Source organism: Streptomyces sp. NPDC090106 (assembly GCF_044747265.1).
Classification (GTDB): domain Bacteria; phylum Actinomycetota; class Actinomycetes; order Streptomycetales; family Streptomycetaceae; genus Streptomyces.
This window is the reverse complement of the sequence record NZ_JBIVDS010000006.1, coordinates 61,508-76,297: the sequence shown is the minus strand read 5'-3', so window position 1 is coordinate 76,297 and position 14,790 is coordinate 61,508. Positions and strand designations below refer to the sequence as shown.

General features: G+C 70.0%; 8 protein-coding genes. 2 read left to right on the top strand and 6 right to left on the bottom strand.

The window, feature by feature from the left end; genetic code table 11:
- Positions 1 to 16: 16 nt before the first annotated feature.
- Entirely contained in the window at positions 17 to 952 is a 936-nt protein-coding gene (locus ACIPSE_RS20575; protein ID WP_401664516.1) for a carbohydrate ABC transporter permease, read from the bottom strand.
- Positions 953 to 1,046: 94 nt separating this feature from the next.
- Positions 1,047 to 2,510 (bottom strand): N-acetylglucosamine/diacetylchitobiose ABC transporter substrate-binding protein, encoded by a 1,464-nt coding sequence (gene ngcE / locus ACIPSE_RS20570; protein WP_401664515.1) that lies wholly within the window; start codon positions 2,508 to 2,510, stop codon positions 1,047 to 1,049.
- 346 nt (positions 2,511 to 2,856) lie between these two features.
- On the opposite strand from ngcE, the gene ACIPSE_RS20565 reads away from it, so the two are divergent.
- Together ACIPSE_RS20565 and ACIPSE_RS20560 are read left to right on the top strand one after the other, a co-directional pair.
- Positions 2,857 to 6,630, top strand: coding sequence for a GH92 family glycosyl hydrolase (locus ACIPSE_RS20565; RefSeq protein WP_401664514.1), 3,774 nt, complete (start codon positions 2,857 to 2,859; stop codon positions 6,628 to 6,630).
- A gap of 21 nt (positions 6,631 to 6,651) precedes the next feature.
- Positions 6,652 to 8,604 (top strand): alpha-glucuronidase, encoded by a 1,953-nt coding sequence (locus tag ACIPSE_RS20560; RefSeq protein ID WP_401664513.1) that lies wholly within the window; start codon positions 6,652 to 6,654, stop codon positions 8,602 to 8,604.
- Here ACIPSE_RS20560 and ACIPSE_RS20555 read toward each other — a convergent pair.
- From ACIPSE_RS20555 to ACIPSE_RS20540, 4 genes are read right to left on the bottom strand one after another with little or no spacing between them, the layout of a single operon-like run.
- The gene (locus ACIPSE_RS20555) at positions 8,598 to 10,871 is read right to left on the bottom strand and encodes a beta-galactosidase (RefSeq protein WP_401664512.1); all 2,274 of its coding nucleotides are present in this window, start codon (positions 10,869 to 10,871) and stop codon (positions 8,598 to 8,600) included. The two genes, ACIPSE_RS20560 and ACIPSE_RS20555, sit on opposite strands and share 7 nt — an antisense overlap.
- Positions 10,868 to 11,578: a hypothetical protein gene (locus ACIPSE_RS20550; RefSeq protein WP_401664511.1), complete on the bottom strand. Its 711-nt coding sequence runs from the start codon at positions 11,576 to 11,578 to the stop codon at positions 10,868 to 10,870. The genes ACIPSE_RS20555 and ACIPSE_RS20550 overlap by 4 nt, the downstream gene beginning before the upstream one ends.
- Entirely contained in the window at positions 11,578 to 13,137 is a 1,560-nt protein-coding gene (locus tag ACIPSE_RS20545) for a xylan 1,4-beta-xylosidase (RefSeq protein WP_401664510.1), read from the bottom strand. The genes ACIPSE_RS20550 and ACIPSE_RS20545 overlap by 1 nt, the downstream gene beginning before the upstream one ends.
- Positions 13,134 to 14,789, bottom strand: a complete 1,656-nt coding sequence (locus tag ACIPSE_RS20540) for an extracellular solute-binding protein (protein ID WP_401664509.1) — start codon at positions 14,787 to 14,789, stop codon at positions 13,134 to 13,136. Before ACIPSE_RS20540 ends, ACIPSE_RS20545 begins: the two co-directional genes overlap by 4 nt.
- Position 14,790 lies beyond the last annotated feature (1 nt).

Genomic DNA, 14,790 nt, shown 5'->3' with positions numbered 1-14,790 from the left:
GTCGTATCTCTTCCGCTCAGAACTCGACGCGGTCGCGGCGGGTGGCACGCAGCATGACCACGGACAGGACCAGGGTGAGCAGCAGCATGACGACGCCCATCGCGCAGGCGTATCCGCTCTTGCCGAAGTACTGGAAGTTGCGCATCATCACCGTCGACATCACGTCGCTGTGGTGGTCGGGGCCGCCGCCGTAGGCGCCCATGTTCTGGGTCATCGAGGAGACCAGGACGAACATGTCCATCGCGACGATGCCGAGATACACCCAGGCGGTCTGCACGGAGTCCCACAGCAGCGGGAGCGTGATGCGGAAGAAGGACTGGTTGCGGCCGGCGCCGTCGATGAGCGCGGCCTCGTAGATGTCCCGGGGAATGGACTGCATGGCGGCCGAGAACAGCACCAGGTAGAAGCCGACGCCGTGCCAGACCACGGCGACGAGCAGCATCCACAGCACCAGGTCGGGTTCGTTCAGCCATTCCATCGGGCTGTTCGCGTCGACCAGCCCGAGTTTGATCAGGAAGCCGTTCAGCAGCCCGCCGCTGTCGCTGCGGTACACGGCGTTGAACAGCACCGCGACGATCGCGAGGGAGAGGACCTGCGGAAAGAAGTAGACGATTTTGTAGAACTTCGATCCGGCGACTCCCGACACCCCGCCGGCCTTGCTGCGACCGCCCGCGTTCAGCATGAACGCGAAGAACAGCGCGAGCAGGATCGTGATCACCGGGATGAAGATCAGGAACAGGATGTTGTGCCAGATGGCCTGCATGAAGACGTCGTCCTTGAACAACGCCTCGTAGTTGTCCAGGCCGACGAACTTGAAGTTCTGCGACTGACCCTTCCAGTCGGTCAGCGAATAGCCGAACGTCTGGAGATACGGCCAGATCACGAAGATCAGATAGAGCGCCACGGGAACGAACAGAAATCCCGCGACGAACCTGTACTGCCCTTTGCGCATTGGCGTTTCCTGCCCCTGGTGTCCTCCCCCGGGCCGGGATGTCCCGGCCCGGGATACGGCGTTGCTCTCACTCCCGCGGTGGGGTCCCGAAGGCTCAGTCCCGGTGGTTCTTCTTCGAGGCCGGGTCCTTGGCCTGCTTGTCGACGGCCGCCTGGGCCCGCTTCAGCCACTCGGCCGGCTGGATGCGCTTGGCCATCAGCTCGTTGGAGGCGGCCTCGATCGCCGCGCCCATCTCGCTGTACCACTCGGTGTACAGGAAGCGGAAGGTGTTGTCACCGGCCGCCTTGGACGCCTCGACCGTGGACTGGGTGCCCGGGCGCAGCTGGACGCTCGGGTCCACGCCGTCCTTGAGGATGGTGAGGGAGTTGGCCTCCTTGGCGAACATCGTCGACCACTCCTTGGAGAGCATGCGGCGCATGAACTCCTTGGCACCGGCCAGGTTCTTGGCCTTCGCCGGGATGATGAAGGGCTCGCCCGAGCCGGCCCGGATCGCCTCGAAGGGCAGCTTGCTGCCGGCCAGCACCGGCATCGGCAGGAACTTCATGTCGAAGTCGTCCGGCGTCTGCTTGAGCTGCTCGTTCTCCAGCCAGGAGCCGGAGGTGATGAACGCGGCCTTGTACTGGTTCCAGCGGGTCTGGGACTCGGTGTGGGTCAGACCGTTGGTGCCGGGCATCAACAGGCCCTTCTCCACCACCTCGTAGATCGCCTCGACGCCCGCCTTGGCCGCGTCGGAGCCGACGAACGCCTTGGGGTCGAGGTTGTCGATCGCCTTCATGGCGTCCAGGCCGCCGGTCTTGGCGATCATGTCCATGATGGCGACGTTGATGTAGTACGGGTACTTGCCCTGGTGGGCGAGGCCGCCGATGCCCTGCTTCTTGGCGTCCTGGCATATGGCGAGGAAGTCGTCCCAGGTCTTGGGCTCCTCCCAGCCCTTCTCCTTGAAGAGCTTGCCGGAGTACCACAGGCCCCAGACGGTGTAGATGTAGTTGAGGGCGACGATCTTGCCCTCCTGGAGACCGGCGTCCAGGGTGCCCGGGATGATCAGGTCCCGGACCTTCTTGCTCGGGTCGTCGATCGCCGGGGCGTCCAGGACCTCGGCGAGGTCGAGGAGCTGCCCGTTCTTGTACAGGACGTCGACCTTGATCTGCTGGGCGCCGGAGTCGTCGACGATGTCCGGCGGGTTGCCCGCGTTGAAGCGTGGCTGGAGCTTGCCGGTGATCTCCTGGGTGCCGGTGTGGGTCGAGCTGATGCCGAGCTTCTTCTGGAAGTCGGCCTCCCACGCCTTGGCGTAGTCGTCGCCGTAGCCGCCCTTGAAGATCACGACGTCGAGCTTGCTGTCCTTCGCCGCGCCGAAGGGGTTGTCCTTCGACGTGGCGCCCTTGGTGCTGTCGTCGCTCGATTCGTCGTCCCCGCCGCTGGCGCAGGCGGAGAGAATGCCCATCGAGGGGACGGCGACCAGTCCGAGCGCGGCCGACCTCTTGATCAGATCGCGTCGGCCGACGCCGGTGGAACCGTTGTCACCTGTGGTGCTGTCGTTCTCGGCGGAAGTGGATCCCATGCTCAAGTCCTCGCCTTCTCCAGGACTCAGGCGGTGAACCGGATCCTCGCCGGCACCGCGGTCAGGTCAAGCAGGGTCGTGCGTGAAGAACCTTGAATCGCCGACAGGTATAGTCCACTTCCCGCCAGCGGAGCAAGATCGAATGCAAGGTTGGTCATCGGTCTTTTCCGAGTTGAGACCTCGCGGAAATATGTGCGGGCTGTGGGCCGACCGCCGGAAATATCCGCGGCATTGCGCCCGAATGCCCCACCCAACGCCCTTGACATCGCCCGCCACTTGGGCCACTACTGATCCTTGCGCATCGAACTGACAACGTTGTCCGCGATGGCAGGGAGGGCACTGACGCATGCGGCACAGAGCTCGGTACAGACAGGGTCCGGCGGTCGTTCTCATGACCGCTTTCGCACTCACGGCAGGCTCCCAGGGCGCGGCGGTGGCCGTGGCGCCGCAGGCCCGCGCGGCCGACCGGGAGTTCACCTCCTCCTTCGAGTCCGGCGAGAGGGCACCGGACTGGCTCAACACCCCCGAGCGCTCCTCGGGCGTCGACGGCGGCTACAGCACCGGCATCCCCGGCAACGTCACCGACCATGTCACCGACGTCCGCGCGAGCGCCGAGAACACCGGTGGCGGCGAGGTGAAGGAGAACCTGGTCGACGGGGAGGCGGGCACCAAGTGGCTGGCCTTCGCGCCGACCGGCTGGGCCGAGTTCGACCTGGACAAACCGGTCAAGGTGGCCACGTACGCCCTCACCTCGGCCAATGACTTCGCCGAGCGCGACCCGAAGGACTGGACTCTTCAGGGCTCCGCCGACGGCAAGGAGTGGAAGACCCTCGACACCCGCTCCGGCGAAGTGTTCGACGAACGCTTCAAGACGAAGTCGTACGACCTCGCCGAGCCCGCGGAGTACCAGCACTTCCGGCTGGACGTCACGGCGAACAACGGCGCCTCCGGGATACTCCAGCTCGCCGACGTCCAGTTCTCCACGGGCGGCGGCGACGGGCCCGTCCCGCAGGACATGCTCTCGCTGGTCGACCGGGGCCCGAGCGGCTCGCCGACGGCGAAGGCGCGTGCCGGGTTCACGGGGCTGCGGGCGCTGCGGTACGCGGGACGGCACACGGCCGAGGGCCGGGCGTACTCGTACAACAAGGTCTACGACGTGAACGTGGCCGTCGGGCGGGACACCGAGCTCTCGTACCGGATCTTCCCGGCGATGGCGGACGGCGACCGGGACTACGCGGCGACGAACGTGGCCGTGGACCTGGCGTTCACGGACGGCACGTATCTGAGCGGGCTGGGCGCGACCGACCAGCACGGTTTCGGGCTGTCCCCGCAGGCGCAGGGTGCCTCCAAGGTGCTGTACGTCAACCAGTGGAACAACGTGGTCTCCCGGATCGGGTCGGTGGCGGCGGGCCGGACCGTCGACCGCGTCCTGGTGGCCTACGACTCCCCGGCGGGCCCCGCGAAGTTCCGCGGCTGGCTGGACGACCTGTCGCTGAAGGCCGCGCCGCGGCAGAAGGCGAAGGCCCATCTGTCGGACTACGCGGTGACGACCCGCGGCACCAACTCCAGCGGCGGGTTCTCCCGCGGCAACAACTTCCCGGCGACGGCCGTGCCGCACGGCTTCAACTTCTGGACCCCGGTGACCAACGCGGGCTCCCTGAGCTGGCTGTACGACTACGCGCGGGGCAACAACGACGACAACCTGCCGACGATCCAGGCGTTCAGCGCGAGCCATGAGCCGAGCCCGTGGATGGGCGACCGGCAGACCTTCCAGGTGATGCCGTCGGCGGCCTCGGGCGTCCCGGAACTCGGCCGTGAGGCACGCGAGTTGGCGTTCCGGCACGAGAACGAGACCGCCCGCCCGTACTACTACGGGGTGACGTTCGAGAACGGCGTCCGGGCGGAGATGACACCGACCGACCACGCCGCCGCGCTCCGCTTCAGCTACCCGGGCTCCGACGCGAGCGTCCTCTTCGACAACGTCACCGACCAGGCGGGGCTCACCCTCGACAAGGACGCGGGGACCGTCACCGGCTACTCGGACGTGAAGTCCGGGCTGTCGACGGGCGCGACCCGGCTGTTCGTGTACGGCGTGTTCGACCAGGCCGTGAAGGAGGGCTCGTCGAGCGGGGTGAAGGGCTATCTGCGCTTCGACGCGCCGACCGTCACCCTGCGTCTGGCGACCTCCCTGATCAGCGTCGACCAGGCCAAGGACAACCTCCGCCAGGAGATCCCGGAGGGCACCTCCTTCGAGGCCGTCAAGGCGCGGGCGCGGCACCAGTGGGACCGGCTGCTCGGCAAGGTCGAGGTGGAGGGCGCGACCCCGGACCAGCTCACCACGCTCTACTCCAGCCTGTACCGGCTGTACCTGTACCCCAACTCCGGCTTCGAGAAGGTCGGTTCGAAGAACCAGTACGCCTCGCCCTTCTCCCCCATGCAGGGCCCGGACACCCCGACGCACACCGGGGCGAAGATCGTCGACGGCGAGGTGTACGTCAACAACGGCTTCTGGGACACCTACCGGACGACCTGGCCGGCGTACTCGCTGCTGACGCCGGGTCAGGCGGGCGATCTGGTCGACGGGTTCGTGCAGCAGTACAAGGACGGCGGCTGGACCTCGCGTTGGTCCTCCCCCGGCTACGCGGACCTGATGACGGGCACCTCCTCGGACGTCGCCTTCGCCGACGCGTACGTCAAGGGCGTCGACTTCGACGCGAAGGCGGCGTACGACGCGGCGGTGAAGAACGCCACCGTGGTGCCGCCGAGTTCGGGTGTGGGCCGCAAGGGCATGGCGACCTCTCCGTTCCTCGGCTACACCAGCACCGAGACCCATGAGGGCCTGTCGTGGGCGCTGGAGGGCTATCTCAACGACTACGGCATCGCCCGGATGGGCCAGGCGCTGTACAAGGAGACCGGCGACAAGCGGTACCAGGAGGAGGCGGAGTACTTCCTCAACCGGGCCCAGGACTACGTGAACCTCTTCGACTCCGAGGCGGGCTTCTTCCAGGGCCGGGACCTTACGGGCGACTGGCGGGTCAAGTCCTCCGACTTCGACCCGCGGGTGTGGGGCTACGACTACACCGAGACCAACGGCTGGGGGTACGCCTTCACCGCCCCGCAGGACAGCCGCGGCCTCGCCAACCTGTACGGCGGGCGCTCGGGCCTGGCCGAGAAGCTGGACACGTACTTCGCCACCCCGGAGACCGCCTCCCCCGACCTCGTCGGCTCCTACGGCGGTGTCATCCACGAGATGACGGAGGCGCGGGACGTCCGGATGGGCATGTACGGCCACTCCAACCAGGTCGCCCACCACGTCACCTACATGTACGACGCGGCCGGCCAGCCGTGGAAGACCCAGCGCGCCGTCCGCGAGGCGCTGTCCCGGCTGTACGTGGGCAGCGAGATCGGGCAGGGCTACCACGGCGACGAGGACAACGGCGAGCAGTCGGCCTGGTACCTGTTCTCGGCGCTCGGCTTCTATCCGCTGGTGATGGGCAGCGGCGAGTACGCCGTCGGATCGCCCCTGTTCACCAAGGCGACCGTGCATCTGGACAACGGCCGGGACCTGGTGGTGAAGGCGCCGAGGAACAGCGCGAAGAACGTGTACGTACAGGGCCTGAAGGTCAACGGGCGTACCTGGACGTCGACTTCGCTGCCGCACTCGGTGCTCGCCAAGGGCGCGGTGCTGGAGTTCGACATGGGGTCCCGTCCGTCGTCGTGGGGCACCGGCAAGCAGGCCGCGCCCCCGTCGATCACCCAGGACGACGAGGTGCCGACGCCCCGCGCGGACGTGCTCAAGGGTGAGGGCGCGCTGTTCGACAACACGTCGGGGACCGAAGCGGCCGTGACGAGCGTGGAGCTGCCCGTGACCGGGGAGGCGAAGGCGGTGCAGTACACGCTGACCTCGCCCGCCGACCGGACCAAGGCCCCGACGGGCTGGGTCCTTGAGGGCTCCTCGGACGGCACGACCTGGACGACGCTCGACGAACGGTCGGGGCAGTCCTTCACCTGGGACCGGCAGACCCGGGCGTTCACCGTGAAGTCAGCGGGTACGTACGGGAAGTACCGTCTGGTGCTCGACGGCCAGGCGACCGTGTCGGAGGTCGAACTGCTGGCCTGAGCAGGCGTGTCGGGGGTTCTTGTGCAGGGAGTCGACGGAGCCTGGCTGCCGCCCGGCGCGTTCCGGGCGATCGGTGCCCGGCGGACACTGATCCGCGGCTCGGGTCCGCTGGTCGACACCCTGCACCGGGACACCGCCGACGCCTGCGAGCGGTTCGGGGGACGCGTCGACCGCGAGGCGTCCCCCGGCCCGTACGCCCTGGTCCTCGAACTGACCGGCTCCGACGCGTCGGAGGCGTTCACCTTCGAGCGCCAGGGCGGCCGTACGTCGGTCACCGCGTCCGGCGCGGCCGGGCTGCTGTACGGGTTCTTCCACGTGGTGCGGCTCGGCGAGGAGGCGTTCACCGGGACCCGGGCCCGGCGGACGCACCGGCCGGCCGTGCCGCTGCGCATGCTGGACCACTGGGACAACGTGGCCGTGCACCCGGTGATGGGCCAGGTGGAGCGCGGGTACGCGGGCGGCTCGTTGTTCTGGCGGGACGGCCGGGCCCGCGCGGACCTGCTGCCGAGGGTGTCGGCGTACGCGCGGCTCCTCGCGTCCTGCGGTATCAACGCCGTGGCCGTCAACAATGTCAACGTGCACGCGGCGGAGGCCCGGCTGCTGACCGACCGGATCGGCGAAGTGGCCGCACTGGCACGGGAGTTCCGGGCGTACGGCATCCGGACGCATCTGTCGGTCAGCTTCGCCGCGCCGGTCGTCCTCGGGGGCCTGGCGACCGCCGATCCGCTCGACCCGGGGGTGCGGACGTGGTGGGCGGAGGCGGTCGCTCGGGTGTACCGGGAGATCCCGGACTTCGGCGGGTTCGTGGTGAAGGCCGACTCGGAGGGACAGCCGGGGCCGTTCGCGTACGGCCGCAGCCATACCGACGGGGCGAACCTGCTGGCCGAGGCGCTGCGCCCGTACGGCGGGACCGTGCACTGGCGGGCCTTCGTCTACAACCACCACCAGGACTGGCGGGACCGCGGCACCGACCGGGCACGGGCCGCCTACGACCATTTCGTGCCGCTGGACGGGGAGTTCGCACCGAACGCGGTCCTCCAGGTCAAGCACGGCCCGATGGACTTCCAGGTGCGCGAGCCGGTGTCGCCGCTGATCGGCGCGATGCCCGGGACCCGGCTCGCCGTCGAGCTCCAGGCCACCCAGGAGTACACCGGGCAGCAGCGGCACGTCTGCTGGCTGGGGCCGATGTGGAGCGAGGTGCTGCGGTTCCGCCCCGAGGACCGCGGCTCCGTGGGCGAGTTGGCCAGTGGGGGGCTGGTGGCCGTCGCGAACACCGGGGACGACCCGTACTGGACCGGGCATCCGCTGGCGCAGGCGAACCTGTACACCTTCGGACGGCTGGCCTGGCGGCCCGACGCGGACGTCTCCGTGATCCTCGACGACTGGATCCGGCTGACCTTCGGAGCCGAGCCGGAGGTGGCGGCCGGGGTGCGGGCCGTCCTCGATGGCTCGTGGCGGACGTACGAGAAGTACACGGCGCCGCTCGGGGTGGGCTTCATGGTGCAGCCGGGGCACCACTACGGGCCGGGCGTCGACGGGTACGAGTACAGCCCGTGGGGCACCTACCACTTCGCCGACCGGGACGGCGTCGGCGTGGACCGCTCCGCGGCGACCGGCACCGGGTTCGCCGGCCAGTACGCCGATCGGTGGGCCGAGGCGTACGAATCGCCCGGCACCTGCCCCGACGAGCTGCTGCTCTTCTTCCACCATGTGCCGTACGGGCATGTGCTCGGCAGCGGCCGGACGGTGATCCAGCACATCTACGACACGCACTTCGAGGGCGTGGAGGAGGTCGAGGAGGCCCGCCGGGTGTGGGCCTCGCTCGCCGGGTCGGTGGAGCCGGGGCGCCACGCGCGGGTGGCGGAGCTGTTCGAGGAGCAGGTCCGCTGCGCCCGCGAGTGGCGCGACCAGATCAACAGCTACTTCCTCCGTAAGTCGGGGGTGCCCGACGCCCGGGGGCGGATCGTCTACTGAAGCCGCTGGAGCCGCAGGACGGCGACGCCGAGCGGGCCGAGGGCGAGGGGATCCCCGGCCTTGCTCTGCCTGCCCGTGAGCAGATCGGTCGCGGTGGCGTGGGCCGTCAACCGCACCGCTTCGGTGGCGTGGTTGAGGAGGAAGAGGAGGCGGGTGCCGTCGGGGGCGACCCGGGTCGCGGTCTCCACGGTCGGATGGCCGGCGTAGGGGCCGGTGAGGCCGTGCCGGGCCAGGACGCGGCGGACGACGTCGTCCGTTCCGGGCTGGTCGAGGGCTGTCGCGACGTACCAGCCCTCGCCGCCGCCGTCGCCGTACCGGTTGCGGGTGACGGCCGGGGTGCCCGCGTAGAAGTCCTCGCCGTAGGTGGCGACCGGTTCGGCGCCGCGCGGCTGGACGATCTCGAAGACGAGGCGGGCGTGTGTGCCGAGTTCGGGGACGGTCTGGGTGAACTCCGGCGGCCGGGCGTCCCATTCGTCGACACGGACGCCCATGAGCGGGGCGAGCGGGCCGGGGACGTCGGTGAGGAAGGCGAGGTCGTGCGCGTCGACGCGGCCCGAGAGGAACGTGGTGAGGACGGTGCCGCCGCGCGCGGCCACGGCCTCCAGGCGTGCGGGCAGGTCGCCCTTGACCATGAACAGGGCGGGCGCGAGGACCACGTCGTAGGGGGTGAGGTCGGCGGTGACCGGGACGACGTCGACGTCGGCACCGGCCTGCCGGGCGGCCCGGTAGTAGGCGTGCACGATGTCCTGGTACTTGACCAGCCGGGACGGCCCGTCGGACATCTCCAGGGCCCACCAGCTGTCCCAGTCGAAGAGGAGGGCGGTACGGGCCGGGGTACGGGCGCCCAGGGTGGCGTCGCCGAGAGTCTTCAACTCGGAACCCAGAGCGGCGACTTCGCGGAATACGCGGGTGTCGTCGCGGCCCGCGTGGCCGATGACCGCGCCGTGGTACTTCTCGCAGGCGCCGCGTGAGGCGCGCATCTGGAAGTAGAGGGCGGCGTCGGCACCGTGCGCGATCGCCTGGAAGGTCGCCAAGCGCAGCTCGCCCGGCCTGCGGAGCGGGTTGACGTCCCGGCACGCCGTCGTCGACGGGGTCTGTTCCATCAGCCAGAAGGGGGCGCCGTCCTTCAGGCCGCGCATCAGGTCGTGGGCGAGGGCGGGCCGGGTCGGCGGGGCGTCGAGGGGCGGGTAGCTGTCCCAGGAGACGAAGTCGAGGTGGGGTGCCCAGCGGTGGTAGTCGAGGGGGCGGTAGGTGCCCATGAGGTTGGTGGTGACGGGCGTGGCGGCGTCATGGCGTCGGATCGCCTCCTTCTCGGCGACGAAGCAGCCGAGCAGGGCGTCGGTGGTGAAGCGGGCGTAGTCGAGGGTGATGCCCTGGAAGGCGGTGTGGTCGGGTCCGCGCCAGTGCTCGGTGAGCGCGCTGGGCGGTTCGATCTCGGCCCAGTCGGTGAAACGGTGCGACCAGAAGGTGGTCCACCAGGCGTCGTTGAGGGCGTCGAGCGTGCCGTACGCGTGGCGCAGCCGGGCCCGGAAGGCGTCGGCGCACAGGTCGCAGTAACAGACGCCGCCGTACTCGTTGTTGACGTGCCAGGCGAGCAGCGCCGGGTGGTCCGCGTACCGTTCGGCGAGGCGTCCGGCGAGCGCGGTCGAGAGGCGGCGGTACGCCGGTGAGCTGGGGCAGAAGTTGTGGCGCTGGCCGTAGCGGTGGCGTCGGCCCTCGAAGTCGGTGCGGTTGACCTCCGGGTGCTTCTTGGCGAGCCAGGGCGGGAGGGCGGCGGTGCCGGTGGCGAGGCAGACCCGGCGGCCCTCGGCCTCGGCGCGGTCCAGGATGCCGTCGAGGACGGTGAAGTCGTAGGTGTCCTCGGCGGGTTGGGTGAGCGACCAGGAGAAGACACCGACGGTGAGGGTGTCGATGGACGCCTGGGTGAAGAGACGGTGATCCTCGTCCCGGACCGGCTCCGGCCACTGCTCGGGGTTGTAGTCGCCGCCGTAGGGGATGCGGGTGGTCTCGGGGAGCGGGGACGGGGACGGGGACGGGGTGCCGGACGCGGCGGAGACACCGGGCTCGGCGGAGACGCCAGGCGTGGCAGAGGTGCCGGACTCGGGGCAGGCGCCAGGCTCGGCGGAGACGCCAGGCGTGGCGGAGATACCGGGCCCGGTGGAGGCGCCAGGCCCGGTGGAGGCGCCAGGCGTAATGGGGGTGCCCGGCGTAATGGGGGTGCCCGGCTCGGTGGGGGTGCCGGGGTGGTTCGGGGGGACGGGTGTCATGCGGTGAAGTCCCTCTCGGTCTCGGCGATCACCGTGCGGTCGCCGTGCAGCAGGGACAGCAGCAGCGGGGCGGCCAGCAGGGCGGGCAGGGCCTCGGTCAGCAGGGCGGTCAGCGCGGCGGTCAGGATCAGCAGGGAGGCGACGGCGAGGGTGGCGCGGCCGTGCCGGAACAGGAAGTGGACGGCGAGGCGGGCCGTGTCCCGGGTCCGGAACGTGAAGAGCGAGACCAGCACGAGGGCGTGCGCGCCCCACAGGAGGGAGCCCGCGCCGACGCCCGCGAGCAGCAGCGCCCACCAGGCCGGCAGTCCGGTCGCGGCGAAGTGTGTGAGCGTGAAGGCGATGACCGTCAGCCAGGCCAGCAGGGGCGCCCAGATCCGCAGCGCGGGACCGGCGTTGAGCCGCCAGCCGCGCCGGTACGCGCGCGCCGGGTGCAGGTCGGTCAGGTCGCGGTCGCGGTGGTGCAGGGCGTACACGGCGGCCGACAGGGCGGGACCCAGCGGGAGCAGGCACAGGGCCGCCAGGGGGAGGTGGGACGGGTCGGGGCCCACGAGGAACAGGGCGGCGAGACCGGGCGAGGCGGCGAGCAGGAGCAGGGCCTCGACGGTGAGGAGGGTGTGGACGAGGGCGGCGGCCCGGGAGAGGGGGCCCGCGCCGAAGGGGGTGGTGGACGTGGCGGTGGCGGACGCGGGGTGGGCCGGGGCGCTCATCAGGGGTTTCCCTCGGCCGGGTCCGGGGCGGGGTCGGCGTTCCGGTCCGTCCGCCCCGGGTCCCTGCCGAGCAGGCGTCGTTCGTCCGTCCAGCTCGGGGCCTCCTCGTGGACCGGGCCGATCTCGACGAGCGTCACCTCGTGCCGGGTGAGGGTGAGGTCCAGTGCGACACGGCCGTCGGTGACGGGGAGCCGCTGGTGGTGGCGCGACGGTTCGGCCGCCTCACGCAGTATGTCGAGCCGGCGCCGGTCGGGTGAGCGGGGGCTGCCCATCCGCAGCCAGGCGGTGCGGGCGTTGCCGTACTCCTCGTCGACGGTGGAGCGGCGGGCGAAGGCCTCGGCGCCGCGCAGGGGGACGGCGAGGCGCAGCCGGTGCCCGGCGGGTCCGGGTGTCCCGCCGCTCGCGTCGACGGGCGCCCAGGCGAGGACGGTGACGCGGCCGTCGGGGTGGCGGGTGACGAGGTGGTCGGCGCCCCGGGCGAGGAGCTCGCTCCCGGTGCGGGCCATGAACGCGTAGAGGTGGTAGGTCGGTTTGCGCACCTGGCGGTGGGTGAGGAGGCCGAAGCCGCCGTGGAAGAGCGCGGTCGGCGGGCCGGCCTCCTCGAACATGTCGCTGAACGTCCAGTAGGAGAAGGAGTCGGCGTGGTCACCGCCGTGCGCCAGGACGGGTGCCAGGTACGCGGCGTGGAAGGCGGTGTCGTGGATCGGGTTGTCGGGGCGGTAGGAGGAGTTGAACTCGGTGATGTGGACGGGGAGTTCCGCGAGCCTGGTGCCTTTGAGGCGGTCGCGGGGACCGGCGAACTGGTCGAGGAGGCGCTGAGCCGGTTCCAGGGTCTGGTGGACGCCGAAGGGCACGTGCTGGGCGGGTCCCGAGGTGTAGGCGTGCTGGGACACGAAGTCGACGGGTACGTCGTGGCGTTCGGTGAACTCGGCGAAGCGGTCGAGCCAGTCGTCGGCGCCGGGTGAGATCGCGGGCCCGCCGACCTGGAGGGAGGCGTCCACCTCCTTCACGGTGCGGGCCGTGACCTCGTAGAGCCGGTGGTAGGCCGTTTCGTCGGCGTGCTCCCAGAAGTCGGGCAGGTTGGGCTCGTTCCACACCTCGATGGGCCAGGTGCGGACCTCGTCGAGGCCGTAGCGGTCGACGAGGTGGGTGACGGTGGCGCGGACCAGGTCGGCCCACTCCCGGTACGAGCGGGGCGGGGTGACGTTGCCGTGCCACCAGAAGACCGTCTGGCTGCCGGACGCCAACTCCGACGGCATGAAGCCGAGTTCGAGGAAGGGGCGGATGCCGAGGTCGAGGTAGGCGTCGACGACCTGGTCGACGTAGGTGAAGGAGTGGTGGACCCGCCGGGCGCCGTCGTGTTCGTAGGGCCGGTGGACGGCCATGCCGTCGCTGAGGAGGCCGTGGCCTCGGATGTGGCGGAAGCCGATCTCGTCCTGGAGGAGCCGCAGCGAGTCCTGGTAGTCGCGGCGCAGGGCGAGTTCGAGGCGGCCAGTGCCGACGCAGTGGCGCCAGGCCTCGGACATCCGGCCGATCGGCTCGTCGGGGACGCGGATCACCCGTTCTCCTTCCGGAAGCGGTCGTGCGCCGTGTTGTGCAGGTCGACGAGCCGGTCCATGTTCTTGGCCTTCGACTCGGCGAGGAAGGCGTCCCATTCGGACATCGGACGCTTGCCGAGGACGAACTTCAGGGTGTTCTGGATGGTGTGGTCCTTGAGCGGGGTGTCCCAGAGGGTGGCCTGCTCCTGCTCGGCGGACCGCAGCGGATGGGCGGGGTCGATGGGCAGTTGCTCGCGCTGGGCCATCGCGCCCTGGAACGCCTTCTCGTCCGGGCCGAAGCTGGAGGAGACCAGCGCCCAGCTGCCGCCGTAGGTGAAGACGCCGTTGAAGAAGCCGTAGTCCTTCTGGAGGTCCTTGGGGGCGTCCGGGTCGGAGCCCATGAGGGAGATGCCGGGCTCCAGCGTGTAGGTGGCGCCGGATTCGGTGTACGTGGTGCCCTGGACGCCCCACTTGCAGAGCTTCTGGCCCTCGTCGGAGTACCAGAGCCAGTCCACGAACTGCATCATCGCGACGAAGGTGTCGCTCTTGAGGGCCTTGGTGGAGATCATGACGCCGTTCTCCAGCCGGGCCCCGCCGAGCACCACGGGTCCGGCCGGGCCGAGCGGCACCGGGGTCATCTCGATGCGTGCGCCCTCGACCTGCTTCTCCAGGTTGTAGCGGTAGTTCTGCACCAGCTCCTGCGGGTTGGCGCTGATGACATGCGACGTCCCGGAGAGGAGTTTCTGCACGGCCTGGTCGTCGGTCTGGGTGAAGCTCTCCGGGTCGAGGAGCTTCTCGGCGACGAGCCCCCGCAGGAACTCGACCATGGCGCGGTAGGCGTCCTGGCCGGCGGTGAAGACGAACGCGCCCGCGTCGGTGTCATAGCTGATGTTGTCGTAGCTCCAGCCGGCCTTCACGCCGTAGGAACCGCCGAGGTAGTTGAACAACGCCCCGCAGGGGAAGGGGGTGTTGGTGCTCCAGCGGTCGGTCCAGGGGTAGGTGTCCGGGGACTCGGCCTTGAGGGCTTCGAGGACGGTGTGCACCTCGTCCCAGGTGGTGGGCAGGGTCAGGCCGAGGCGGTCGAGGACGTCGGTGCGGTAGGAGAGCGAGTAGCCGGCCTTGGCCTTCTCGTGCAGGCCGGGCAGCAGGTAGTACTTGCCGTCGGACTGGCGGATGGAGTCGAGTTCGGGTCCGAGCTTCCACTTCTTCGCCTTGTCCCGGTAGTTGGGCATCAGGTGGACGTAGTCGCTGACCGGGAGGACCGCGCCGGAGGACACGAAGGCCACCTCGGAGGGGTGGTACGTCTTCGGGATCAGGAAGGGTGCGTCGCCCGCGCCGATCAGGACGCTGCGCTTCTTCTCGTAGTCGGCGAGCGGGACGTCGACCGCCTTGAGGGTGACGCCGGTGCGGCGGGTGACCTCCTTCCAGAACAGCCAGTCGCCGCGGTACGGGTAGACGGGGTTGTTGTTGTGCAACAGGGAGAAGGACAGCGCCTTCGTCGCCTTGAACCGCTGTCCCGCCCGGTACTCCTTCATGGCGCCGTTCTGCTTCTTCGACAGGTCCTTGCCGTCCCCGCCGTCGCCGCCGCTGCCGCAGCCGGTGAGGCCGGCAAGACCGATGAAGCCCGCGGCGCCGAGGAGCTGGCGCCGGGAGAGCCGGCCGGTGTTCTGCATG

Coding starts and splice junctions, on each gene's coding strand:
- ACIPSE_RS20575 (WP_401664516.1), bottom strand. CDS start 952: ATGCGCAAAGGGCAGTACAGGTTCGTCGCGGGATTTCTGTTCGTTCCC.
- ngcE (WP_401664515.1), bottom strand. CDS start 2,510: ATGGGATCCACTTCCGCCGAGAACGACAGCACCACAGGTGACAACGGT.
- ACIPSE_RS20565 (WP_401664514.1), top strand. CDS start 2,857: ATGCGGCACAGAGCTCGGTACAGACAGGGTCCGGCGGTCGTTCTCATG.
- ACIPSE_RS20555 (WP_401664512.1), bottom strand. CDS start 10,871: ATGACACCCGTCCCCCCGAACCACCCCGGCACCCCCACCGAGCCGGGC.
- ACIPSE_RS20550 (WP_401664511.1), bottom strand. CDS start 11,578: ATGAGCGCCCCGGCCCACCCCGCGTCCGCCACCGCCACGTCCACCACC.
- ACIPSE_RS20540 (WP_401664509.1), bottom strand. CDS start 14,789: ATGCAGAACACCGGCCGGCTCTCCCGGCGCCAGCTCCTCGGCGCCGCG.